At 37.7% G+C, this 25,925-nt stretch carries 25 protein-coding genes; 12 read left to right on the top strand and 13 right to left on the bottom strand.

What is annotated here, in order from left to right:
• Positions 1 to 19: 19 nt before the first annotated feature.
• The 6 genes from FGD67_RS21095 to FGD67_RS21070 all read left to right on the top strand — a co-directional run bounded on the left by FGD67_RS21095 (position 20) and on the right by FGD67_RS21070 (position 8,185).
• On the top strand, positions 20 to 724 hold the full coding sequence (locus FGD67_RS21095; RefSeq protein ID WP_257172978.1) for an ABC transporter ATP-binding protein: 705 nt from the start codon (positions 20 to 22) through the stop codon (positions 722 to 724).
• Positions 721 to 3,234: an ABC transporter permease gene (locus tag FGD67_RS21090; protein ID WP_257172977.1), complete on the top strand. Its 2,514-nt coding sequence runs from the start codon at positions 721 to 723 to the stop codon at positions 3,232 to 3,234. The genes FGD67_RS21095 and FGD67_RS21090 overlap by 4 nt, the downstream gene beginning before the upstream one ends.
• 146 nt (positions 3,235 to 3,380) lie before the next feature.
• Positions 3,381 to 4,739 carry a sigma-54 dependent transcriptional regulator gene (locus FGD67_RS21085; RefSeq protein ID WP_257172976.1) on the top strand — a complete coding sequence of 453 codons (1,359 nt, stop codon included), beginning with the start codon at positions 3,381 to 3,383 and terminating at the stop codon, positions 4,737 to 4,739.
• Entirely contained in the window at positions 4,729 to 5,988 is a 1,260-nt protein-coding gene (locus FGD67_RS21080; RefSeq protein ID WP_257172975.1) for a PAS domain-containing sensor histidine kinase, read from the top strand. The genes FGD67_RS21085 and FGD67_RS21080 overlap by 11 nt, the downstream gene beginning before the upstream one ends.
• Before the next feature lie 561 nt (positions 5,989 to 6,549).
• The gene (locus FGD67_RS21075) at positions 6,550 to 7,323 is read left to right on the top strand and encodes an endonuclease/exonuclease/phosphatase family protein (RefSeq protein WP_257172974.1); all 774 of its coding nucleotides are present in this window, start codon (positions 6,550 to 6,552) and stop codon (positions 7,321 to 7,323) included.
• Between the two features lie 268 nt (positions 7,324 to 7,591).
• On the top strand, positions 7,592 to 8,185 hold the full coding sequence (locus tag FGD67_RS21070; protein ID WP_257172973.1) for an HD family hydrolase: 594 nt from the start codon (positions 7,592 to 7,594) through the stop codon (positions 8,183 to 8,185).
• Between the two features lie 165 nt (positions 8,186 to 8,350).
• Here FGD67_RS21070 and FGD67_RS21065 read toward each other — a convergent pair whose 3' ends face one another.
• The 9 genes from FGD67_RS21065 to FGD67_RS21025 all read right to left on the bottom strand — a co-directional run bounded on the left by FGD67_RS21065 (position 8,351) and on the right by FGD67_RS21025 (position 15,454).
• Entirely contained in the window at positions 8,351 to 8,818 is a 468-nt protein-coding gene (locus FGD67_RS21065; protein WP_257172972.1) for a glycine zipper 2TM domain-containing protein, read from the bottom strand.
• Positions 8,819 to 8,862: 44 nt separating this feature from the next.
• Positions 8,863 to 9,465 carry a penicillin-binding protein activator LpoB gene (lpoB, locus tag FGD67_RS21060; RefSeq protein ID WP_257172971.1) on the bottom strand — a complete coding sequence of 201 codons (603 nt, stop codon included), beginning with the start codon at positions 9,463 to 9,465 and terminating at the stop codon, positions 8,863 to 8,865.
• A gap of 18 nt (positions 9,466 to 9,483) precedes the next feature.
• On the bottom strand, positions 9,484 to 9,951 hold the full coding sequence (locus tag FGD67_RS21055) for a YcfL family protein (protein WP_257172970.1): 468 nt from the start codon (positions 9,949 to 9,951) through the stop codon (positions 9,484 to 9,486).
• Between the two features lie 41 nt (positions 9,952 to 9,992).
• Positions 9,993 to 11,414 carry a COG3014 family protein gene (locus FGD67_RS21050; protein ID WP_257172969.1) on the bottom strand — a complete coding sequence of 474 codons (1,422 nt, stop codon included), beginning with the start codon at positions 11,412 to 11,414 and terminating at the stop codon, positions 9,993 to 9,995.
• 183 nt (positions 11,415 to 11,597) lie between these two features.
• A complete protein-coding gene (locus tag FGD67_RS21045; RefSeq protein WP_257172968.1) occupies positions 11,598 to 12,374 on the bottom strand; it encodes a DNA-binding domain-containing protein in 777 nt (258 codons plus the stop codon).
• Between the two features lie 85 nt (positions 12,375 to 12,459).
• Complete coding sequence (locus FGD67_RS21040; RefSeq protein WP_257175182.1) at positions 12,460 to 13,305, bottom strand: DUF692 domain-containing protein; 846 nt, start codon at positions 13,303 to 13,305, stop codon at positions 12,460 to 12,462.
• 40 nt (positions 13,306 to 13,345) lie between these two features.
• A complete protein-coding gene (locus FGD67_RS21035) occupies positions 13,346 to 13,798 on the bottom strand; it encodes a hypothetical protein (protein ID WP_257175181.1) in 453 nt (150 codons plus the stop codon).
• Positions 13,799 to 13,843: 45 nt separating this feature from the next.
• Positions 13,844 to 14,446 carry a DoxX family protein gene (locus tag FGD67_RS21030; protein WP_257172967.1) on the bottom strand — a complete coding sequence of 201 codons (603 nt, stop codon included), beginning with the start codon at positions 14,444 to 14,446 and terminating at the stop codon, positions 13,844 to 13,846.
• Positions 14,447 to 15,097: 651 nt separating this feature from the next.
• Positions 15,098 to 15,454 carry a DUF2750 domain-containing protein gene (locus FGD67_RS21025; protein ID WP_257172966.1) on the bottom strand — a complete coding sequence of 119 codons (357 nt, stop codon included), beginning with the start codon at positions 15,452 to 15,454 and terminating at the stop codon, positions 15,098 to 15,100.
• A 356-nt stretch (positions 15,455 to 15,810) separates the two neighbouring features.
• Between FGD67_RS21025 and FGD67_RS21020 the strand changes: the two genes are divergently transcribed.
• Positions 15,811 to 16,938: a GNAT family N-acetyltransferase gene (locus FGD67_RS21020; protein WP_257172965.1), complete on the top strand. Its 1,128-nt coding sequence runs from the start codon at positions 15,811 to 15,813 to the stop codon at positions 16,936 to 16,938.
• Positions 16,939 to 17,021: 83 nt separating this feature from the next.
• The gene (locus FGD67_RS21015; protein WP_257172964.1) at positions 17,022 to 17,615 is read left to right on the top strand and encodes a class I SAM-dependent methyltransferase; all 594 of its coding nucleotides are present in this window, start codon (positions 17,022 to 17,024) and stop codon (positions 17,613 to 17,615) included.
• 67 nt (positions 17,616 to 17,682) lie between these two features.
• Here FGD67_RS21015 and FGD67_RS21010 read toward each other — a convergent pair whose 3' ends face one another.
• A complete protein-coding gene (locus FGD67_RS21010; protein ID WP_257172963.1) occupies positions 17,683 to 17,856 on the bottom strand; it encodes a hypothetical protein in 174 nt (57 codons plus the stop codon).
• A gap of 27 nt (positions 17,857 to 17,883) precedes the next feature.
• A complete protein-coding gene (locus FGD67_RS21005; RefSeq protein WP_257172962.1) occupies positions 17,884 to 18,561 on the bottom strand; it encodes an alpha/beta hydrolase in 678 nt (225 codons plus the stop codon).
• A gap of 248 nt (positions 18,562 to 18,809) precedes the next feature.
• Here FGD67_RS21005 and FGD67_RS21000 point away from each other — a divergent pair, with 248 nt between their 5' ends.
• The 4 genes from FGD67_RS21000 to FGD67_RS20985 all read left to right on the top strand — a co-directional run bounded on the left by FGD67_RS21000 (position 18,810) and on the right by FGD67_RS20985 (position 22,178).
• Entirely contained in the window at positions 18,810 to 20,162 is a 1,353-nt protein-coding gene (locus FGD67_RS21000; protein WP_257172961.1) for a hypothetical protein, read from the top strand.
• 111 nt (positions 20,163 to 20,273) lie between these two features.
• A complete protein-coding gene (locus FGD67_RS20995; RefSeq protein WP_257172960.1) occupies positions 20,274 to 21,623 on the top strand; it encodes a YdbH domain-containing protein in 1,350 nt (449 codons plus the stop codon).
• A 9-nt stretch (positions 21,624 to 21,632) separates the two neighbouring features.
• Positions 21,633 to 21,815: a YnbE family lipoprotein gene (locus tag FGD67_RS20990; protein ID WP_257172959.1), complete on the top strand. Its 183-nt coding sequence runs from the start codon at positions 21,633 to 21,635 to the stop codon at positions 21,813 to 21,815.
• 9 nt (positions 21,816 to 21,824) lie between these two features.
• Positions 21,825 to 22,178 (top strand): YdbL family protein, encoded by a 354-nt coding sequence (locus FGD67_RS20985; protein ID WP_257172958.1) that lies wholly within the window; start codon positions 21,825 to 21,827, stop codon positions 22,176 to 22,178.
• Between the two features lie 232 nt (positions 22,179 to 22,410).
• On the opposite strand, the gene FGD67_RS20980 is transcribed toward FGD67_RS20985, so the two are convergent.
• Positions 22,411 to 22,671, bottom strand: a complete 261-nt coding sequence (locus tag FGD67_RS20980; protein WP_257172957.1) for a hypothetical protein — start codon at positions 22,669 to 22,671, stop codon at positions 22,411 to 22,413.
• 23 nt (positions 22,672 to 22,694) lie between these two features.
• Entirely contained in the window at positions 22,695 to 25,919 is a 3,225-nt protein-coding gene (locus tag FGD67_RS20975; protein ID WP_257172956.1) for a type I restriction endonuclease subunit R, read from the bottom strand.
• Between the last annotated feature and the right edge of the window lie 6 nt (positions 25,920 to 25,925).

Genomic DNA, 25,925 nt, shown 5'->3' with positions numbered 1-25,925 from the left:
AAAAGCAAAGGAAATTATCATGAATAAAGTCGTTGATATGCACAACATTCATAAACGCTATGATGGCCAGCAAATTGAAACCCACGCACTGCAAGGTATTTCTTTAGAGATTGAAAAGGGTGAATTTGTTGCTATAACCGGCCCTTCAGGTTGTGGTAAGTCTACTCTACTTGCCATTATGGGTTTAATGGATTCCGCCAGTGAAGGTGATTATCAGCTCGCCAATATTAATACCTCGGGATTAAAAGTTGATCAACGCACACAAATTAGAAATCAGCATATTGGTTATGTTTTTCAGTCATTTAATTTAATTGATAGCCTGACGGTTTTTGATAATGTTGCATTACCGCTTGAACACCGAGGCAGCAGTAAAAGCGAAATAAAGCAGCGAGTTGAAGAAGTATTGGCGCAAGTTGATATGTTACACCGTCAACACTATCGCCCCAATCAACTATCTGGAGGGCAACAACAACGTATTGCGATTGCCCGTGCTTTAGTAGGAAAACCCGACCTTATTTTGGTCGATGAGCCAACCGGTAATTTAGACAGTAAAAATGGCGATCAAGTCATGGCCTTGCTTGAACAGTTGAATAAGGATGGTTCAACCATCGTTATGGTGACCCATGATAGTCGCTATTCGCGTTGTGCCAATCGTCAAATTCAACTATTAGATGGTCAGATACTTAGCGAGCAACAAAAACAACCACTGCAGGGGGTTGCATGAGTTTAACAAAAAAAGCCTTGATAAATGGCATCGCTAGAATATTTTCATTACCGAGATTAAGTATCCCCTTAATCTTAACCTTAGGGTTAACGTTAGGTGCAGTACTCAGTGTTATTGCCATTTCATCAACCCTCTTATATCAACCATTACAAGGGGTAAAAAACGAAAGTAAACTGCAAACCTTTGAATACCGTTTTAATATGTCAGAAACCTTAAGTGTTTCATATTGGAATATGCACCGTTTAGCCGCTTTTAGTGAACGCTTTGCTGATATAGGTGAATGGGCAGGCATTACGCCAAACGAGCAAGATATTACGATTAATGAAACAATTTACCCGGCGACAAGCTACACCGCATCCAATAATATTTTAGCAGTTTTAGGTACGCAACTTTTGTTAGGTGATGACGTCACAATCGCTTCGCCAAGCAAGTATGTTTGGATTTCACAATCCCTATGGCAATCAGCTTATGGGGGTGTTAAAAGCGTTATTGGCAAGCAATTAAAGGCCAATAACCAAAACTACATTATCGCTGGTGTTATTGAAGACGTTTTGGCGATAAGTAGTAATCAAGCGATTTTAAATCAACAGGTCTGGTTTATCAGCGATTTAAATGCAGTCAAAACCCAGCCTGATAATATTGGTAACATCAGTAATGAAATTGACTACTTACTTGTTAAAACCTCAACCGGTCAAGCTAAGCTACCAACATTGGCGCAAACCGATGAATGGCTAATTAATTATATTAGCAAAAATGTTGAAGGTGATAGCCTGCAAATGTTGATTGATTTTATTGTTAAAACCAACAAAGTGGTGATTGCAGAAAGCTATCGCAGCAATATGCTCGGTGATACAGAAGGTTTAATTATCGCGTTATTTGCCGCCGTTATTGGTTTGCTATTAATGGCAACGTTAAATTTACTCAATTTGTTTATTGCTCATTACCAAGGGCGCACTAAAGAGTTTGCCATTCAAATCAGTTTAGGGGCCAGTTTATTAAAGATAAAGACCTTAATTTTACTGGAAAATTTACCAAGCTTTGTCTTGGCAGCTATCACTGGCTTATTAGTCACAGGCTGGGCTTTGAAAAGCCTGCCGCTTATTGCTGGCGACACTATGCCAATGATTGATGCCATTAGCATTAACTTCACCACCATCATCGCCTCTATTGCCATCATCGCCTCTATTGCCATCATCTTAATACTCAGCGTTTTATTCAGCGCCTTAGCCTTAGTTGATATTGATAAAAAAGCTCTGGCAAATAACCTAGATAGTAGTGGCAAAGGTATACAGGCACAAAGCAATCAATGGTTAAGCCGCGTACTTATGGTGCTGCAGCTCTCCATCGCGTCGGTACTTCTGACCGCGTCAGTGATGATAACCATACAAAGCTATCAAGCCGTTTATCAAGATTTAGGCTACGACCTTGGTAATAGCTACAATGTGGCAATTAATATTGCTGAGGATGAATACACGACCCAACTTCAAGCTTGGGAAAGCTATCAAGACAGTGAAATAAAAACCTTATTGGCTGACGTTAGTGCGCTAATAGAAAATAAAGTTGTCGATAGTCAGGTGATTATTGCCGATTTCGCGCCACTTTCGGGCGAATTACAAATCAATGCTTTTCAAGATCAAGAAAACAACGGTCAACGGGTTATTTATCAAGTCAGAAGTTTAAGTGCAGATTTTTTCAGTGCTTTTAAAATCGAAATACTCGCTGGTGCTAATTTAACCCAAGCACAGATAGACAATGATGAAAATCGCATCGTCATTGATGAAAACATGGCAAAAGCTATGTTTCCAAACTTAACTAACCAACAAGTTATTGGTAAAACCATGCAATTAAATAATGGTGATGAATATCCGCCGAAGATAGTCACTGGCATAGTGGCCAATACCATCAGTCGTACAGGCGTTGCAGAACCTTTAACCTTACCAGCGATATATTCACACCGTATTGATGGCAGTAGTACCATAGAATTTACAGTAATGATGCCGACAGGACAGACCATGTCTGCTGAAATGCTCAATGCTGACTTAAAACGCCAGTTTCCACGCTTAACCAACTTAACAATTAGACCCTTGCAGGACATATGGCTGCAACAAACCTTGAATCAACGGGTTAGTTTATGGGTGGTACTTACCATGACGATATTAACCTTATTACTTGCCGCCATCGGCGTCGCGGGTCTAACACAAATGACCACCAATCATCGTAAGTATGAATTAGCCGTGCGTATGGCAACCGGGGCTAAACAAATGAAACTAGTTAACTTTATACTAAAGGACGCATTATGGATGCTACTGATAGGGTTGGGGTTAGGTTTTGTTGCTGCGGTCGTAGGTTATCAACAATTAGCCCAACATCTCGATATTTTACCTAGCTTTAACTGGTTAGCTATGTCTTTACTCGACGTAGGCTTGGTCATCATAGTGATGCTATCAGTTATTTTGCCAGCTTGGCGCGTTATTAGCGCAGATCCAATGCAGGCGCTACGTGCTGATTAAACTCAAAAATAGTCAATAATCATGACTATACCCAAAACACTTAGCTATATAACTAAGGATAAATTTATTTTACTATAACGAGCTAGAAGGTGATCCATTGATCACCTTCTGTTTTTTGTTAATCGTTATAAATTACGGGGATTTGCTTGAATCAACCTAAAGCAACTATATTGATCGCTGATGACGATGACGATATTCGCTTAGCGCTCGAGTTATTACTGACTAGTGAAAATTATCAGATAATCGAAGCTGCCAGTGCTAAAGATGTCATTATTAAGGCTGCTCGTCACCAACCTGATCTCATTTTATTAGACATGAACTTCAGCCGTGACACCACCAGCGGCCAAGAAGGCCTTGCTATACTTTCTCAGCTAAAGTCGCATAATATTCCAGTTATTTTAATGACAGCTTGGGGCTCTATTGAGTTGGCTGTTAAGGGCTTAAAACAAGGCGCGAGTGACTTTATTGAAAAACCATGGAATAAAATAAAGCTACTCAATAGTATTGAGCAACAGTTGAGCTTTTCTCGTATCAAGGATGAACATCAAGGCTATCGGCAATTACTTGCTGAAGCTGAGACCAAAGCTTGGATTTGTCACTCCAGTAGTATGTTAGCTATCGAGCAATTGGTTAAACAAATTGCGCCAACCGACGCCAATGTGCTTATTTTAGGCGAAAATGGCACAGGAAAATCGCTACTCGCTGAGCGCATCCATCAATTATCAAGCCGTCAATCATCACCTTTTATTTCTCTGAATATGGCCGCGATCCCAGAAGCTTTATTTGAAAGTGAGTTATTTGGTCACCAAAAAGGCGCTTTTACTGACGCCAAGCAAAACCGTGTCGGTCGCTTCCAATTAGCAGATCAAGGCAGCTTGTTTTTTGATGAAATAGGCTCTTTGCCATTATCATTACAACCTAAACTGTTGCGCGTGCTAGAAACCGGACAATATGAAATATTGGGCTCTAGCCATACTCAAAAAACTGACGTTAGATTAATCAGCGCCACCAATGCCGATTTAAGTCAGTTGGTGGCAGAAAAAGCTTTTCGCCAAGACTTGCTCTATCGCTTAAATACCTTAGTGATCACCATACCGCCCCTACGAGAGCGCTTAGAAGACATAGCACCATTAGCACTAAATTTTATTAGGCAATTTAGTGATAAGTATCGCAAAAATACATTAACCCTCAGCCAAGAAGCCGTTAAAAAGCTCAAACAACATAGCTGGCCGGGCAATATTAGAGAATTAAGCCATACCATCGAACGCGCAGTATTACTGGCAATGAATAATGAAATAACCGCACAACAATTACTGTTAGATATTACCGATGTCAGCCCCGCAACCATTGCACTTCAGCCTCTTGAACAGGCAGAAAAACAGCTTGTCGAAAAAGCAATGGCTGTGACCTCGGGCCAAGTGCTTGAAGCAGCAAAGCTATTAGACATTTCGCGTAATGCGCTTTATCGCAGGCTAGAGAAGTTTGGTATTAAACATGAGTCATGAAAAATGGCTTATTGCTGGTTTATCACTAACCGCTGTTATTATTCTCTTATTAACAGCGGCTCTGACCTGGAGTTTAGGCTGGAGTCATTTAGCCATTGTTACCTTGCTATTTTTCTTATGTTACCCGCTGGCGTGGATAGCGAGCACAGTTTATCGGTTTTGGTGCCTGAATATTATGCAGCTGACCACCTATACCCAAGTATTAAGAGAAGGAGAGCAAAACCTACGTTTTAAGAAACAACATAAGAACAATTTGTTGCGGGAGCTACAAAAGGAAATCAATCTACTTGCTCAGCAAAATCATAACAAAAATGAAAAAAATCAAACCTTAGAAACCTTACTTCGTAATATTTTAGACACATGGTCAGTACCCGTGTGCTTATTTGATCATCAGCTGCAATTAACATATCGTAATAATGCCATGAATGAATTATTACAACAGCCCATGCTAGTTGGTACCAGTGCGGAAAGTTTAGGTTTCATGCGCAATAACAATCAATTTTCTCATCCAATATATGATGAAAAATGGCAATGTCAAAGCATTCGTTATAGCCAACAAGGCAAAGATAATTGGCTTTTTACCGCGATAGATATTTCCCAACTATTAAATAAAAATCAAAGCACGATACAAAATAATTTAATTCGCGTGTTAGGTCACGAATTACGCAATTCACTAACACCAATGAGCTCAATGGCTGATACCTTATTATCTAGTGAAGTATTAAATGAAACACAAACAAGAAAAGTGCTAAGTCGTATTCAACAGCGTAGCGACCGTTTAATGACTTTTATTGAGCAGTACAGTCAATTGTCACAATTACCGCCAGCACAAGCTAAATGGTTTGATTTTTCAGCGTTGATAATTGAAGCAAAAGCTATGGTAAGTCAAAGCAGTCAAGTACATTTTAAAGGCAATAATCAATGTTACGGCGATATCAACCAAGTAGCACAAGTACTGATAAATATACTAAAAAATGCCGAAGAGGCGGTTACTGAGAAAAATTGTCAGGTAAATATCACACTATATTCAATCAAAAATGAGCAAGTTATTGAAGTCAGCGATAATGGCCCTGGCTTTGCCAATTTAGCGAATGTTTTAACCCCCTTCTATACCACCAAACCTCGGGGTTCAGGTATTGGCTTGTCGCTTTGTGCAGAGATATGCCGCAATCATCAAGGGCAATTATCGGTCAGTAACACTACAAACGCTGGTGCCAAAATAGTCATGTCATGGCCAATAGCACAATAAAAAGCACCGTATCGCTTGATACAGTTCCAACAGAAATTAGTCACCGCTGCTATACCTACATCGATGTAGGTACTGAGGTTCAGCCTGGAACTGTTAACCTGTGCCGCTAAAGCTTTTAAACTTCACTGAGTGGCAAGAAACTTAGTAGAATTGGTATTATTATTAATATAAATTAACTACATTGATCGTTATAGATAAATATTCACCTTCAAAACCAAACGTTTTTAAACCTAAGTTAAGAGTCAAGCCAATATGTTACTGATACTCAGCCTTTGCACACTATTGATTCTACTGGTTAGTCTGCTGCCTTTACTACGCCATCCCCATTGGTTTATCAGAGCAATGGACTTCCCACGTTTACAATTTACTATACTGGCCGTGATATTATTATTTGCTCACTTTATTTTTCTCGACAGAAAAATGCTTATGACTCAAATATTGCTCTTAATTACCACATTGTGCGTCATATGGCAGTTGCGGTGGATATTACCTTTTAGCTTTTTATGGCCAAAAGAGGTAAAAAGCTCCCATGATCACAGAGTTAATAACCAACTGAGTATATTGACATCAAATGTATTTACACCAAACCGCCAAGCTGATGCCTTAATCAAACTAGTTAAGCAACATCAACCCGATGTGCTAGTGACATTAGAATCAGATCAATGGTGGCAAGACCAGCTAAAAGTAATAGAAGCTGAGATGCCCTATAGTATTAAATGCCCGCTCGACAACCTTTATGGCATGCATGTTTATTCACGTTTACCTTTAAGTGAACATGAAATATGCTATTTAGTAGAACAAGACGTGCCATCTATACATACCGCTCTTGAGTTACGAACAGGAGATAAAATCCGCCTACATTTTCTTCACCCCGCACCTCCTAGCCCAACAGAGAATACTGAATCTACAGAACGAGATGCTGAATTAGTCATTGTTGCTCGCAGTATTGCCGAAAGTAACCAAGCTATGATTGTAACTGGAGATCTTAATGACGTTGCTTGGTCTGCTACCACTCGGCTATTTCGTAAAATTAGTGGTTTATTAGATCCACGAGTAGGGAGAGGAGCGTTTAATACCTTTCATGCGGATTACCCATTTGCCCGCTGGCCGTTGGATCATTTATTTCATAGTGACCATTTTACGCTACGTGCTATTAAGCGCTTACCCTCGATAGGCTCTGATCACTTCCCTTTGCTGACCAGATTAACATTTACACCACATCAAGCTGACAATCAGCAAGGACCAAAAGCGACAAGCGAAGAGTATGAATGGTCAAAAGAAATTTCTACGGCACAAAAAGTCAGTAAAAACGATGTGCCAACACCAATAGAATAAAGTCAACTAACCGCTATTATGGCGAAATAAAATTAAAGAATAGGACAACGTTATGGCTTAATACTGTCGCTAAAGCAGCTATTGATATCACTTATCAGCACTGCCTTTATAGCAAGGCACCATATAATCAGAGATAAGATGATAAAAAAGTTTAATCGCCGATAAATGCCCATATATAACTATGGGCTGTAGTGCTCTTCATGTTAAAAGCTCTTCAATTAAATCACACTACAACTACTTTTCATCAATCCTTATTTTGGAATAAACAATGCAAGCACTAAATAAACAATTAGACTTTATTATTGAATTAGATCGACTTAAAGGTGTTTACCGACAAGCGCTTGTAAAATCTGATAAAAACAGATTTGAGAATAGTGCAGAACATAGTTGGCACATAACTTTAACTGCCCACATTCTTCATGAATATGCCGTCGAAAATGTCAACATTTCACGTGTTATGAGTATGTTGCTTATTCATGACATTGTCGAAATAGATGCGGGAGATATGTTCGCTTTTGCAGATACAAAGGCACTAGCAGAGCAAGCTGATAACGAGCTTGCTGCAGCAACACGTCTATTTGGTTTATTACCCGAAGCGCAATTTCAAACCTACAAGGCATTGTGGTTAGAATTTGAAAATGCTGAAACTATTGATGCGAGATTCGCTAAAGCAATGGACAGTGTTTTACCTTTATTGCAAAACATGAGTAACGAAGGCGGAAGCTGGGTTAGACATAAAGTGAAAAAGTCACAGGTTATTAAGCGTAATAGATTTCTTGAAGGCTTAGCACCACAGTTATGGTTGTATGTGCGTCAACAAATTGATTTTGCCGTAACACAAGGCTGGTTACTTGATGATTAATATGACCGTTTAGGCTTATGAAAAATAAAATAATTTTTGCCACTAAAAGCAAGTATTTTACTGTTAAAAAGCACTAACTTCACAAAATAGAAAGGCTTAGTACCAACATCAAGCCTTTCTATTTTACCTGCGGAGTAAAACATGCTCTAAAACACAATCTAAAGCTTATATTTGTTTATCAATACGCACTGTGCCGTTAGCAAGATAAACCATGCGAATTGCGTCTTGAGGTTGAAATAACATCCGACGATCTAGGTCTTGTATCACCATATACTCATCGCCATTTTCTACTTTAATCATTAACTCAACTAAATGTAGCGTTTTTTCACGATATTCTGGCTTACGATCATGGGCCATTGAACCGCCAATAATAGCGCCTAATATCGTTGCGACACCGCGGCCACTACCCGCACCAAATTGATTACCAATAGCACCACCAATCAGGGCTCCACCAAAAGTTTTCCAGCCTTGATTTTTATCTTGTATCAATTCTTGTTCAGTAATATTACGCACCGATAAGACTTGCCCGAATAACACCTTTTCGACTGGCACCGCCTTATTACGCTCATATTCAGCATGTGCAAGAGGTGTTAATAGCAGCCAACAAATTAACCCTAAATAGATAGTTTTCATATTGCCCTCCTGATGAATGTCATTCTTTAAAGTAAACAGCCAACTTACCAACCTACTGATGCTTTGGTTTTGGTTTTGCGAATTTCAGTTTCATCTGCCCATTCAACTAAACCACTTTCTAGATCCATTAAACGTAGGGTAAATTTATAATAAACATCTGATTTATCCTGATTGCTTTTTACGATACTCGATAAATTACCGTATAGCATATATTGTGCGCCAATTTGACGACCAAACTGTAAAGCCTTACTTGGATCAACCATGCCACCATCATGTTGAAATTTAAGTTGTTCACGGGCCGCCTCTACACGTCCCATATCAACAAAGCGAAACTTACCTGAGCGTAATAGTTTGGTTGATATTGAATCAGTAATTGACTCAGTATCTATATGTTCACTGGTTTTATTTTTTAAGCGCTCAACAAATATTACTGGTCGTGTATTTTGCGTTAGCGTACCAACAACCGGTGACAACAGTAATGAATCAGTCATTTCAGCAGCGACTTTTTGTAGATCTGTCGAGCCAAAATTAATATCAGTGGTTTCTACGGCTGTGGCGTCTCCATAGCGAACCACTGATTTATTAGCACAACCTGCTGCGAGAACAAGGGTTAAGCCGAGTGTTGTTACTAGTGCTAATTTATTCATAATACGTTTCCTTAACTATTAATATTTGTATGCTTTTTCAGGGATCTCACGAACATAAACACTAAAGGTACTGACATTAATGTTCGGTGCTAAACCTCGTAAAGTGGTCGATTGTTGACCATGTAACTCTATTGCTTGCCATGGCGTTTTTCTTGATTCAATAACAAAACCATCAGCATCAAACCAATTGAAATGATATTGTAATTTTTGTGATCTTTTATAATTACTAGTCAGTTGCAGGTTTACTTCCAATAAACCACTATTTTTACGTGATTTTACTTCGCTAATAAACAATCGTTTAGCTAAATCAGCATTATCTACTTCAAGGTGCTGACTAAAATCGTCACCTTGGGTCATGACGCTCGTACCTGTTCCAGACGTAACCGGTGGAGTTTTATTTGCACATCCAGCTATCGCGAAAGTGCTTAGCAATATCACAGCTAAACTGGCCGTGATTTTTTTCGATATATTTTTACTATTCAACATACTTCCTCCTGACTCATGCTTATACCAGCACTAATAGTGGTTTATAAATTAATCACCTGATAACCAGTATAGTTACCAATAGCTGAATAATGGATTAACGTGATCCTATTTGGCTGCACATCTAGGTTAATGTTTTGTTGTTGGCCGTTAATTTGCACTGGTAACACTTGCTTACCTGACGGTAGCTGCATCCGCACAATATCAACCTGATCCGGCAGTGTTGACCAGCTTCGGGTATCAGCCCGCTCAGATGCTATGTTATAAATACTGGCCAGAATATTACCGACATCACCCGCTTCTCGGCTTAGCTTTTGTCGCATTTGTTCTTTGGCAACAACACGCACTACTTGACGCGTCAAAAGCGCCGGCAGTTGCTCTTGTAAATCTTTCGCTGCTAATGATTGAATACGAACAATTTCGTTAGATTGATAGCTTTGCCCGCCACTTTTAACAATAGCCTTACTATGTTGTGGCAAATCACCTTGATAAACAGGTAAAGAAAAACTAAAGAATTTTAAGCCCTTGTTACCTCGACCTATTGGCAAATTCAAACTAACGTCTTGTTTACTATTAACAATATCTTTTTCGACAAGTATTACCACTTGCCCTTGTCCCGTTGACTGCTTTGCTTGATATTTTCCAAAGCGTTGTTGAAAGTGCTCTACATCTTCGCTCATACCTAGCTTGGTTGCTAAGCGTAAAATATCTTGCTGTAAATAAGTATTCTCGGGGTATATCTCTATTGCCCGCTTATAATCAATGTAAGCATCATTTAGCTCACCACTGGCTTCATATAAAATAGCTGAAAGATAAAAAGTAAAAGCGTTTTGAAAGCCATTTTTTACTTGCCCAATAGCACTTACCATACTCGGGTAAGTATTCGCTAAGCTATCCGTACTGATACCTGATTTATAAAGTGCATTTTTGGCATTATAAATTTCGCTCTCATAGGCTTTAAGGGCATTTTCTTGCACTAAATTAGCACGACGTATTTCAACTAACGCCCCATCAAGGTCATGCTGAAATAAATAATTTAACGCTTGATAACTATGCAGCATACTTTGTTCGTAATAAGGCACTTGATAAGAAATAGCATTATCATTGCTCACTGTTGCGCCAAGCTTTTCTATGCCTCGACTCAGTTGAATTTTTGCTTTATTGCGTTGTTCTTCAAGTTCGATATAGGCTTGAGCAAAGTTTTTTTGACTAGCTTGCCAGTTCGCCGCTAAAAACGCTAAACGCCCGCTTTCAAGTAAATTAAGTACATAGCTACCATCGTTGGTTGCTCGTTCGCCAAGTAGGTCATTCGCCTTAATGAATTCTCCTTGCCGCTGTGCCGATTTCACGGGTTTCATTTGGCTATTATAGCCTTGAAAAATGTCGGCAAACTGTAGCGCAGTGCAACCAGACAAAGCGCTGAGCATAACGGTTACGACGAAACGCTTCGAAAGAGATTTGATCATCTGAATTAATTTATTTCCATAACGTGATGCTAACAATTTTTATTGGCGGTAATAATGAATCAATTAACTACTTTTATTGTAGCTAAAAGTAATATTATTTATCACCAGTAGCAATAATTACTTTGTTGTGAAAATGTAAGAAAGTTGGGGCTATGCCGTCACTACTTACCATTTAGTCATATATTATTGATTGGTGAGTATGCCGTCATCTAGCCATGATAATAGATAATTCAAGGCTAATTGACTGATATCTTGCTCAGAACTTTGACTTAAAAGCTGCTCGCACAAGTGGGCAAAATTATCACCATTAAGCATCATGTTAATCAAAGCATGCTCTTGTTGTGATAATGACCTAAATTGCGTTAATCGCTGATTATTACGCCATAACAACCATACATTAGCAGCTGGTTTGGCTGGCTCAGGTGCGTGTTCTTGTTTTAAAGCTTGCCACGTTTCAACGGTATTAAAATTAAAAGAGGCTATTTGCACACTAGGATGAAAACGAAAAACTAAACTAGGCCATTGTTCAGCTGGTATTTCCAGAAGTTTATTTCGTGTAAAACGCTCAGCATCTTTAGCATCAAATGCCACCATCAACAAACGTTCAAAGTGAGCTAATTCACTAATGAGTGGGTAAGCTTTAAAAGGAGTATGATTGGCAAGAAAGTTCGGTAATGAATCAGCAAAATTGCGTAATGAGGTATTATTTGAAGGGTAAGCAGTAATATAGCCGCTGACCATTTGCTCAAACAAATCATCGCCTAAATACATGCCTAGCATTTGGTGATCATTGTCGATAGTTTCTTTCAAACGCATTTGATAGGCATTTTTGTATATATGCAAACGGGCTGCGCGGCTAATACCACCATGCTCAACAACGTGCTGAGCAATTGCCGATTCATCATCGATTAAATAACTCATCATTTGTTGTTGCAAAGAGTGTAATGAAAGTTCACTCACACTATTTTACTCTTTTTATGTTAATAATTTTTGCACCTGTATTTTATAGGTAGCATAATGATAGCCTACTTATAACAACACTGTTCTAACTCAATAAGCCTAAAGTATTTTTAGCAAGCTTTCGCGCAGTGTCGACCTCGGCTAATAAGTCCGCTAATGGCGGAATATTATCATCACGTTCAATCATCGTACTTATCCAACCAAAACGTATCAACGCCTGTTGATAAAGCTGCCATACAGGATCGGCCACAGGGTGATCATGTGTATCAATAACATACTCACCGTAATCACTATGCCCTGCTAAGTGAAATTGCTTAACTTTATCTGCTGAAATACCGTTTAGATAATCTTGTGGATTAAAATCATGATTACGAGCACTGACATAAATATTATTGATATCGAGTAATATTTCACAACCAGAACGACGAGCTACCTCATTAAAAAATTGCCACTCAGTCATTTCTGAGTTTCTATAAGTTAAATAACTTGAAACGTTTTCTAAGAGTATCGGCCTGCCGAGAAACTCTTGAACCTGCTCAACACGCTGGCACACATGATTTAACGCTTCATCATTGTAAGGTAAAGGTAATAAATCATGACTGTTTTTTTCATTCGCTCCCGTCCAACATAAATGGTCTGAGATCCATTCCGGTTGCAATTCATTGCTAAGTACTTTCAGTTTACGTAAATAATCGAAATTTAAGGGGTCTGTGGAACCTATTGATAAAGAAACACCGTGCATCACCATCGGATAAAGTTCACGGATACGGTGTAAATAATACTTAGGCTTACCTCCGTCAACCATAAAGTTTTCTGAAACAACTTCAAACCAATCAATATTAGGTTTGTCGTTAAGCACATCCTGAAAATGTTCTGTTCTTAAGCCAAGGCCAAAACCAAGAAAGTGTTCAGGTACCACAACATTAGACAAAGAGAGCAAATGCTCTCCTGTCAGGTTATCAGTTGGTTGATTATTCGCCAACCGTACCTCCAACATCGTCACATGTTTGTGCAGCAAGCGCGACAAAACCTTGCCCTTTACAGGCATTCTCAGCTGTTTTACAGTCATTATGACCTTTACAAACATTAACGCCATAACAATGCGCCAACTCAGCCGTATTGACTGCATCGCGCCAATCATCTTTAACTGTACCACCAATGTCATCACACGTTTTTTCTGACATAGCAACAAAGCCGTGGCCTTTACATGCCGCTTGACCTTTACAAGCATTTTCAGCCGTTTTACAGTCGTTATGCCCCTTACATTTGTTGACACCGTAGCAGTGTGCCATTTCAGCTACATTATTGTTTGCCGTAGCTGTTTTACTCGTTGGTTCAGCAGCAATTGTTGCACAGCTCATTAAACCAGCAACCGCTAATGCAACGGCGGTACCTTGAAACTTAGCTTTAGTATTTTGACTCATCATATTCTCCGACTTTTCTGTTGTATTATTATCTATATAAGTTATTTATGCATTGGGTAATAATTTTCGTTTCAACCAGTAATCAAGGCTGACATAACGGCCAACACCGATAAAAAATAGTGCTAAAAGCATAATGAAATAAGTGGCCGCAAATTCGATTCCATTATTTAAAATAGTGATATTCCCACTACTAGTAAGCCACTCGTAATTACCATGCTCTTGTAACAGCGAAATGATAATTTCTTTTTTCTCTACTGATGCTTCAACTCGTTCATTAGCAAATGGCGCATTCGCATCGGCAATCGCTTGCCAGCCATACTGTCCATGCACAGATGTCATCGCAATGATCATAGTAAACATCATAGGAACAGCCATTAAACGCACACCTAAGCCGAGCAATAGGGCAATAGCACCAATAACCTCCGCAGCTATAGCTAATATGGCAAGAACAAATGGAAAGGGTAAACCCAACCCCCAATCATCGTTACCAAACCATTGCACGATATTGTCAAAACCGTCTATTTTATGTGTGCCAGCCATCCAAAAAATAGGCACTAAGTACAAGCGCATTAATAATGGTGCAATAAAATCCAATTTTTTCGTTGAATTTAAGATGCAGTAACCTTTTTCCAATAGTGCTTTCACCATATTTCATTCCTGTTTGCTTAAGCTTAAAGGTTTAACTTTAGTTCAAATTACTCATAGTCCAATAAAATTGTCTAATAATTCGTCTCATGCAACATTTAATAGAACAATATGGCTAACTGCTTAATTTGACCCGATAAGTTATAGCGCTATTTCAATATTTTTAATGAGAGTAAAGCTAAAAATATGCTAGGTTTATTTTTGAAATATAAAGGCTATATCTCTGGTCGGCAGAAAAATTATTATTATTTTTCCCTTTAGAACAACAAAGCCCACTTGTAACTAAGCGTAACCAAATGAAATTAAATGTAAAATTTTAAGGAGGTTTTACTGCTGCAATATTTGAGTGAGTCGATAAAAAATCGCTAAATGGCATTTATGCCATTAGTGCTAGCCGATAAATTAAAGAAAAATAATTTATTTTTTATCTCCTGGTTTTTATAACCATAATCGATTTTAAAATCATCAGTGGTGCATTTAATAAGCAATATGACTATTGATAATGAATAATCACATTATCATTTTAAACAGAATTAAGAATTAGTACTAAAAGGAAGTAATTAAAAAGCAAGAGATATAAATAGAACAGATAACATCTTGAAAAACGCAGTGCTTATTTCAAGATGTTTAACGAGACTAAAGTATTGATTTGACTTATAACGCTTCCACTGTTGCTAACGATTGAGTAAATTCAGCTAACTCTAGTTCAAAGCAATCATCATTTTCTTGCCAGTTTAGACCAATAATAACGCCATCTTCTAGTAAGTCTTCAACCCAAAACTCCATCCAATCAGCAACTGTTATTGCTACTGGGGTATATTCCGCCCACTCTTCAACACAATGACTTTTTGCTAAAGCTTCTGTTGACCAAAGTGGCATGACATCGGTATTTTCAAAGTTAATCGAATCAAGTACCACCCAATCTTCACTAGCTTTATCTTGGAGTGCCCAAATAAGTTGATTTTCTTTTACTTGCATTAAAAAGTCACTGAGTGTGTTTGGCGTTGTCATATTAGCAATTTACCTTAAGAGTTTTGCCCGCATTATACGGGGGCAAATGTGATAACTCAATGAATCGAAGCCAGCATTAAGAAAAATCAATGCTCACTTATGACGACAAGTGATGCCAAGCAAGTTATCTTTAGAAATTACCTGTGTTGAAGAATCACTCATTTAAAGACCATTAATTTTAGTTCGATTTAGTGGCGGCTAAAGCAGCTAATAAATCGAACAGCCCGAAATAATAGCAAGCGTTTATGCCTCAACAACTGTTCAAGAAAATTTAATAGCTCTCAAATAAATACCTAATAAGCATTAAGCATCTGATAAGCTGTCATTATCAATTATATCAAGTAACAGAATAATCAGTGAAAATTGAGTTTGTAGATAAAATTACCGATATTGCAGAGCAAGACTGGCAGCGACTAAATAGCCATCCATCACTATTTTCAAACTATCAATTTTTTCATTGCTTAGAAGCCAGTGGCTCAATCGGGCAAAAGCAAGGCTGGCAACCGCATCATTTACAATGGCGTGATAATAACAATGACATTTTAGCTATATTACCAACGTATATTAAGTCGCACTCCTGGGGTGAATACGTTTTTGATTGGGCGTGGGCAGATGCCTACCAACAACATAATATCCCCTACTACCCTAAGTTGGTCGCAACCGTACCTTTTACGCCTGTCACCAGTAATAAGTTATTATCGAACAATTTTAAACTGACTGACGTTTTCGAACTTTTAAGCCACCACTGTCAAAATCAACAACTCAACAGTTGGCATTTACTCTATAGCCAAGACGAAGCTGAAATAACCACTCAACAAAGTGATGATATTTATCAACGCAATACCGTACAATTTCATTGGCTTAACTATGGTTATCGAGACTTTGATGATTTTTTATCTACTTTTACCGCGCGAAAAAGAAAAAACACCCGCAAAGAACGACGCTCGATAAGTCAGCAAGGTATATCGGTTAGGCGTATTATCGGGAAAAATATAAGTGCTGCAGAATTAGACTTCTTCTATTTAACTTATCAGCTGACGTATTTAAGACGTGGACATACGCCGCATTTAACTTTTGAGTTTTTTCAAACAATAGTTAAACAGTTACCTGAACATATTTTATTGATCATTGCCAGCTGTCAAGGTGAAGACATTGCTTGTGCCTGGTTTTTCTTTGATGACGATAGTTTATATGGCCGCTATTGGGGCTGTACGCAGTCGTATAATAACTTACATTTTGAATTGTGCTATTACCAAGGCATAGCGTTTTGTATTGACAACAACCTGGCTTTATTTCATCCCGGCACACAAGGCGAACATAAAATAGCACGGGGCTTTGAACCTAAACTGACCACTTCATATCATTGGATAAAGCATCAGGCATTTAAACCTGCCATTAAAGGTTTTTGTTTACAGGAACAACAGCAAATGCGAGCGTATCAACAGCAATGCCAACAATTATTACCTTTTAAATTATCCGAATAGATGAAAGGCTTAACTTTATTTAGTAATAATAAATTTACTGACTGAACCAAATTGAATTTAACTGAACTGAACTGAGAAAACTCATGAATAAACCTTTTTCCCAAGCCTGTGAAAACAACAAAACTGCTATTCTGCCGTTATTAATCGAGAGTTTAAAAGATTGTAAAACGCTACTAGAAGTCGGCTCTGGTACCGGCCAGCACGCAGTCTACTTCGCACCAAACTTACCCTGGTTAACATGGCAAACCAGTGACATGGCTATTAATCATCAAGGCATTAATTTGTGGCTCGAAGAACAACCTACCAATAACCTACTAGCACCGGTAACGCTTGATTTAAATCATGACTGGCCCATAAAGGCTGTTGATGCGATATACACCGCTAATACGCTACATATTGTTAGCTGGCCGCTAGTTGAAGCGTTTTTTAATGCTGTGTCACAACATTTGAATCAACAGGGAAAATTGTGTATTTATGGGCCATTTAATTATCAAGGCCAGTACACGAGTGAAAGTAATGCCGGTTTTGATCTTTGGCTGAAAGAGCGAGATAGCGAAAGTGCTATTCGTGATATTGAAGCAATAATAGCTTTAGCCAAGAATGCCGGTTTATTGTTAGCAGATGATCACCCTATGCCAGCGAATAACCGCCTACTGATATTTAATAAAGTGAATTAACACTATAGTTAGCATAAATATCAGTAAATAAAATACGCTAGCAAACCGCTAGCGCAAAATAATAATACTACTCGTTCGGCACTTTCACCGAGACTTCAATTGATTTAGCATTGCCGGCAAGCCATTTTTGCAAATAGATACTGCCCAACACTTCTGCTTTTCCTGGCTCAGGCACCTCTTTGAACCGAATGCTGTTTTTATTTTCTTTTTCAAAAACAAGCTTAACATTAACTTCTGGCATTTGACTGTCCTTATGGCTATGTAAACCTTAGGTAATATTTAAACGTGCAACTAACCACGAAGCAATGTCACGAATTTCTGTTGGATGAACACTGTGCGCCATTGGGTACGTTTTCCACGTTACCGGATAGTTTTTCTCATTCAGTAATTTATTGGCCATTTTACCGGCACTTAATGGTACAACATCATCATTATCACCATGTAATTGCAAAATATTTGTATCGCTATTTGCCACACTAAGTTGTTCTGGTAATCCATCGGCATTAGGTAAGTAGCATGATAACGCCATAATACCCGCTAGTTTCTCAGGGTAGCGTAAACCGGTAAACATACTTACCACACCACCTTGGCTAAAACCGGCTAAAACAATATTACTGGTTGCAATACCTTTATCATTTTGTTCTTTGATCAGGGCTTTAACTTTAGCTTCAGATTCAAGTACACCGGCCATATCAGCGCGGTTATGCAAGTCCATACTTTTAATATCGTACCATGAGCGCATAACATAACCTTGGTTAAGGGTTACTGGTTGCTCAGGGGCATGAGGAAAAATAAAGCGTACCGTATGACTTGTAGGTAATCTTAGTTCAGGTACGATGGGCGAAAATCCAGCTCCAGAGTCGCCTAAACCGTGTAACCAAATAACACAGGCTGTGGCAGGCAAACTTGGCTCAATGGTAATTCTATCTAATGGAACAGCTGACATGCATCTCTCTTTATATGGGTAACAGTAAAAAATGTCGATATCATAACGTTTCTACAGAAGCTGATACAACTAACTCCGCCTCAATAATGATAATTTTTATCACAAATTAGCCGAAGTTAGAGATAAATTAATCGATAATTAGGCATAAATTATTCAAAGCACTGATTTTTATTGATCCCATAGCACAACAACAATACAGTAGGTGTTACTTGACAAGAAAACATGGATGAAGGAAGAAAAACCAACCGATGAACTTTCCGAAAAAAACCTTACTTGTTATTAGCATCAGTCTTAGCGCCTTAATTATCGGCTATATTGCCCGTGTCAGTATCATAAACAGTATTAGCAAAACAGAATTAGCTTTATACCAAGCTAAAATCACTTGTCTCAACTTTCACCTGAGCACTGATTTAGCACTGACAATAAGTGCTTTATGTATAGAAACACCGCAAGCTAAGGTTGATATTCGTGATATGGCAATAAGCCTTGCGTTAACTTCAAGCCAAAAAATAAAAACTATCGATATTGCATCGCTGAGTATAAATGGTAAAGCGGAGCTAGTTCCTTATCTCATTGATGCCCAAAGAAGCTCCCAGAAAAATGCCGAGAAAAAACCGAGTGAATTATCAGCCTCACAACAATTACAAGCAGCTTTATCTCAACTAGCTCAGTTTGATTTACCTTTTGATATTGCAGTGAAACAATTGCGTTATATTCCCTATCAAGTGATCGATAACAACAAGACGAATCGCTATAAAAATAGCAAAACCGATATAAGTAATTTAAATGATAGTTATTTTGGGCATTTTACAGCTAACGGCAGTCAGCTTGAAATGCGATTACAAGATCATCAACAGCAGACATTGCTCGCGGCTAAGTTTTCTAAAAATGAACCAGCAGCGCAAGAAAACTTCTCCCTAGAATTAAGCGCTCAGCTATCGCTCTTAACTGACTTTTTTTATCGACATAACATACCACTGCCTGTATCAATAACAGCGCTTACACAGGCAATTACAGCTAATGGAGAGCTTCGCAGTCTAATCAATTATCAGGGCGATAGACTAACTTTAAATAACCAATTAAGTGCTTTTAGCCTTAAGGCTGATACTGGCATCGAAGCAAGTGGACCTTTTAAGCTCAGTGGAGCGCTAGATATAAACACTGAAATAAATTTTTCAACTAGCCATAAAACACATAAAGACGATACAGAACTTGCTTTACATTTTCCGGCTAGCAATGCCTTACAATTACAGTTTAGCCAACCACATTTACTCGCGCTATTGAGTAATAATGATTTACCCCCTGAGCTTGTCACCTTGCTAAAAGACAATCCTATTAACCAGTTCACGCTAAACCCTGATGGTGATTTTTTTTACCGTTTCAAGGCGCAACAACTGACGCTGTCTAGCTTAAAAGTTACCGCAAAAAATATTGCAAACGCCACACCAAATTCTGCTCTAGGCACTAATCCAGCAAACGAGCTAGGTAAAAAAACAAACAATATTGAGCCTGTTCATCAACTTAACTTAAACAATATTGTTTTAGATCTCCATCAGTTCATAACCCCTAACCATAAAAGCGCTAAGCTTGCAGACAACTAGCAACTAAGTGCAAACGATGCCGAGAAGACACTGAGCAACAATTCAGCAAAAAATAACACCACTGGCAATCAGCTATCAGAAAAAAACGTTTTTTTAACTCAGCTAGACTTTGTGCTTAATAGTTCACTGAAACTTTCCGCAATCAATAACTTCACCTCTGAAGCTGTTGAAATAATGTTACAAGGCTCTATTCGTCAAACTCAACATGAAACGCTAATAAATATTACTGAAAATTCGTTTTTGTCGAACAATAATATCGCCATAGTGTCTGAACAGAACTCCGGCAATAAAAAACTACTATCAATTAAAAACATAAAAAACCGTCTGCAAGGCGATATACGCATTCCAGACCAACAAGCGTTCAGCTTAAATTTAACAATCGACAGTGTAGCGAGTAAATTACAAGTACCCAAACAACTCAATATCAATAAACTAACGCTCAACAGCAATATAACCGGTAATGTTAATAACATTCAAATAACCACCCTTGCTAGCGCTGACTCAGTGCCATTAGGAACTTTAGCTATTTCAGGTGCAATAGAGAAACCCCATATTGCCCTCACTGCTAAAGTATTATCATTAACTGATTTGTTGTCACTCAATATGCAATTACCGGTCAAGGTGGCTTTAGTCGATGGCACGCTAAGTTATAGCGTAACGGGTCAAGTCAGTGACTTATCTAACATAGTAAACACACCGTTAGTTATCTCATTAACGGTTGCTTCCGTCAGCGGTGAAGTTGAAGATATTTGGTTGCAAGAACTTAATTGGCAGCAAAATTTTAACTATCAAAACGCTAAGTTAACCACGCAACACAGCGTTGAGGAAAACCTAACGGTCGCTCTAATAGACACACCGACACCGATAGCAAAATTGTCAGTTAACACTGCTTTAAGTTACCAAAAAGATTTTAAAATTACCGCAAGTCAACTCAAAGGCAATATTTTAGGTGGAAGCTTTGCTATTCCAAATATTCAATGGCCATTAGAACACAGCCATTCAGTTGACGTTCAGCTTACCTCTATAGACTTAGAGCAAGTATTAGCATTAGATAAAAAACAAGGCATTGTTGTGACTGGTAGTGTCTCAGGTCAATTACCGATTATTTTTGATGGCGAAAAATACACCATGGAAAAAGGTGAGTTACATAATGTCACTCATGGCCTTATTCAAGTAATGAATAACCCTGCGGTAGAAGAGCTAAAAGCAAATAACAGTCAATTACAGTTAGCGTTTGATGCATTGCAAAACTTGCATTATCATCAACTGTCCTCTGATGTTTCTATGGCGGATGACGGCTATATGCTATTAGCAACGGTAATTAAAGGCCGTAATCCAGATATCGACAACGATGTAAATTTGAATTTGAACTTAAGCTATGATCTATTAGGTTTACTTGAATCAATGTCAATTACCGAACAATTTGAAGAACGTATTATCAAAGGTTTACAAAAACATTAAGGAGTAAGTATGAATAAAATACTAACCGCAGTGTTAGCTATTTTTATAATAAGTGGCTGTACACATAAGATAGAAGTCAGCGCAAAAGAGCCGATCACCATTAATTTAAACTTAAAAATAGATCATGAAATTAAAGTGAAAGTTGATAAACAACTCGATGACATTTTTAGTGACGATAGCGACGTATTTTAGGAGATAATCATGAGTAAACTAAGTAGTAATATAACCAATAAACTAGTTAAAAAATTAACCTGCGCGCTATTAGTATCAACCATGGCATTTTCAGCCTGGGCTATTTCACTTGACGATGCAAAACAGCAAGGTCTAGTTGGCGAAATGCCAAACGGTTATTTAGGGGTAGTCGTCAATAGTGCTGAAGCGAAAAGCTTAGTTGCTAGTGTTAATGAAAAGCGTAAAGAAATTTATCTTAATTTAGCCAGAAAAAATAAAATCACACTGCAGCAAGTCACCGCTTTAGCCGGTCAAAAAGCCTTAGCGAAAACACAGTCAGGTCATTTAATTCAAAATGCTGCTGGTCAATGGGTAAAAAAATAGTCACAGCTTAATCAACAATAAATAAACAACAAAAGGGATTAACGAATTCCTTTTGTTGTTTTTATGTCTATTAAGTAATAAGTAAACATCTTCAAATAATTCTATAATATGCTTTCTAGCAGACTTTGACTTTTTCTACACATTTATTTTTAGTTTCTTGAATAAATGTAACATCATCATTTACTTGAGAGTCCTTCTTATTATGCACACCGTCGTTACAAATGATTCTTAGCTAATGAAATATATGTTTTATATTTCGATTTATTACCCCTGAATCATTCAGAGCCTCAATTCGGTCATACAAATTATTTATAGAGAATCCGAATGCTGTTTTACCTGCAATTAAAACACATAACTCTTCTATTATTTTCCCAAATTTTAATAAAGAATAATCAGGATTATCATTCAAAAACTCAATTGCGGTTTGATAATCCTGATAAATAACACCCGTAAACTGGTTAGTAAAATCTAAATCCGTTTTGATTTCATTCATCTAATACTACTTCCTTAATTTATCTATGGCTGCGGTGTCAAACCATTTTTACTCAAACCTTTCATCAACACATCAAACATCAATTCAGCAAAACCTTTAGCTACAAATTCATTTGATAACACTTTCATTGCCATACTTTCATGTGCGCCCATACTTTGTATAACAGCATCGTTAATTGATTCAGGAAATGCGCCTAACATGGCTTGTTCTTTGGTGTTGTTGCGAAGTTGATCCATTACCGTATCATTTTCTGAAACTTTACCAGCGATAGTATTAGCATAATTAACCATATCGCCTTCTGTTAAGCCATCTTCAACAAAAAGATCGTTCATTCTGCTAATGATTTCATTTAATAATTCAGTCTGAGCATCTTTTGGAGTTGCACCACTACTCTCTTTTGTTGGAGCTAAATATGATTTAGGTTCTTCACCTACTTTGTATCCAAGTTCTAAATTAGCTTCGCGTTGCTCATGCAAGCGGTAGTGAGTCATTGCCACATCAGATAAATCTATATCGTCCTGCAACACATCAAATCGCAGTAACGGGTGTAAATGCTTGGCAAAAATACTGAGTTTTTCTAAATCGAAATCATCAAAATCGACTATTTGAGAACTGAACTCGTAATAACGGCAAAATGAAATTAAGTCCTTTTTAAATACTTCAATAATATCTCGTGCTTCTTTAGCGTTTTTAACACTATTTTCAGCAAATTTAATTTTCTTATCGTTGTTTTCTGCTTTAGCTTTTTCTAATTCAGCTCTAGCAATATCCATCACGTGCGTGGCTTCTTTATAACGCACAGAAAAACGCTCAACCGCAGGTTTACAAATATTGGCTAACTTTTCTTGTTTAGTGCGTTTGTTGTTATAAGCTTCAACAAAGTTTTCAACTTCAATCCATTGGTAAATACCAACAGCATTAAGTTTTTCCATAATGTCATAAACAATATTAGGATCTGACACGCCAGCTAACTCAGCCGTTTGAAAGTAGACCTTAAATTCTGCCAAAACCTCTTCAGGGTCATTAACAAAATCAAGTACAAAGGTTTTATCTTTCCCTTGGTACGTACGGTTTAACCTTGAAAGAGTTTGAATACATTCAACGCCTTTTAATGGTTTATCAACATACATAGCGACTAATTTAGGCTGATCAAAACCTGTTTGAAATTTATTGGCAACCAACATTACTTGATAATCAGTGGTATCAAACGCTTTACGCATGTCTCTACCGCGTAAATTGGGGTTCATATTTTTTTCAGTGAATGCTGAATCAGGAAAATCAGGATCATTCACTTCACCTGAAAATGCCACCATTGCATTAACATTGTCGTAGCCTTTGTTAGCAACGTACTTTTCAAACGCCAGCTTGTACCTTACTGCTTCTAATCTGCTTGATGTCACCACCATAGCTTTAGCTTCACCACCTAATAGGTGTTTAATCTTACTGTTGAAATGCTCAATAATAGTTTCAACTTTCTGCGCGATATTATGTGGGTGTAATCGTACCCATTTAGCCATTTTAGAAGCCGCTTTTTTACTATCTACTTCATGGTCGCTTTCAGGATTTTGATGTGCTAATTGATACGCTACGCGGTAACTGGTGTAGTTTTGCAATACATCTAATATAAAACCTTCTTCAATCGCCTGACGCATTGAATAAACATGAAATGCTTCTGGTTTATTGTCATCGGCTGCTGGTGAATCAGGATCAGGGCAACGACCGAATAACTCTAATGTTTTACCTTTAGGCGTAGCGGTAAAAGCAAAATAACTAATGTTTTTAGAGCCTTTTCTGGCTTCTAAACTTAGCCTTAATATATCTTCACTATCTAACTCTTCATCATCGCCTAGTTGTTCAGCCATCAATACTTCACGTAATTTACGTGCAGTGGTTCCCGTTTGGCTTGAATGTGCTTCATCAGCAATAACAGCAAAGCTTCTACCAGCTAACGTTAAGTCTTTACGAATAGCTTCTAATACGTGTGGAAAGGTTTGAATAGTTACAATAATAATTGAGGTACTAGCTTTTAATTCACCTGCTAATTGGCTTGATTTACTGCCTTGTGCTTCTTCGCGATTAACACGGGCGATCATGCCTTCGTTATGGTCAAACTGATAAATAGTATCTTGCAATTGGCTATCAAGTACCGTTCTATCAGTAATAACAATTACCGAATCAAAAACCTTATCACCCACTTGTTTTTTAAGGGCTTCATGATCAGAGTAATAGTGTAATGATGCTAATTGATGTGACAACCAAGCAATAGAGTTTGACTTACCAGATCCAGCACTGTGTTGAATTAAATACTTTTCACCTGTACCTTCTGTTTCAACAGTATTTAACAAAGTCGATACGGCAGACCACTGATGATAACGAGGAAATATTAACGTTTCTTTTTTAATTATTGTGCCATCAAGCTGTTCTTTATCTTCAACTTGCAGATGAATATATCGACCAAGAATAGTTAAGAGGTTATCTTTTTCAAAAATCTCATTCCACAAGTAATCTGTTGAATAGCCATTTGGATTAACCTCATTACCAGCAGCACCTTCGCTTGTACCTTGGTCAAAAGGTAAGAAAAATGTTTTTTTACCTGCTAAACGAGTAGTCATAGCTACGTTATATTGGCTAACAGCAAAATGAACTAATGCTCCACGTTTAAAGGTTAATAATGGCTCAGGCTTTTTAGTTTTAGGATCTTTAGGTTGACGATCCTTCATATATTGAATTTTGGCATTATCTAATGCCTGTTTAAATTCAGATTTTAGCTCTAAGGTGGCAACAGGAAGACCATTTACAAACAAAGTTAAATCAATTCGACCTTCATAATTATTAGGTGAATATACCAGCTCAGGTACAACGCGTAATATATTTTGATCGTAACGTTTAATAGCATCAGGATTTAAACCATGATCAGGTTTAAAAGTACATAAACTAAACTTGGCACCTCTGTCTTTAACTAAATTACGTAAAACCCAAAGTGCTCCTTTATTACTGGCAGATAAATCCCTAACAACCGTTTTTAATAATGCTTCTTCGGGATTCTTAGCATGTATCTTTAATTGCTTTTCCCATTGTTCTGGTTGAGTCGTTTGAACAAAGCTAATTAAATCTTCAGGGTATAACGCCAATTCTTTATTATATTTTTTAGACTCACCTAGCAACCATCCATGTGATTGCATTTGGTCTAAAATATCATTTTGAAAACTATTTTCTCTGGTTTTGGCTTCTTGTGATTTATTCGACATTTTATT

This window comes from Colwellia sp. M166 (genome assembly GCF_024585285.1).
In the GTDB taxonomy this organism is placed as follows: Bacteria; Pseudomonadota; Gammaproteobacteria; order Enterobacterales; family Alteromonadaceae; genus Cognaticolwellia.
The sequence above is the reverse complement of the archived record's forward strand: the minus strand, read 5'-3'. Positions and strand labels throughout refer to the sequence as shown.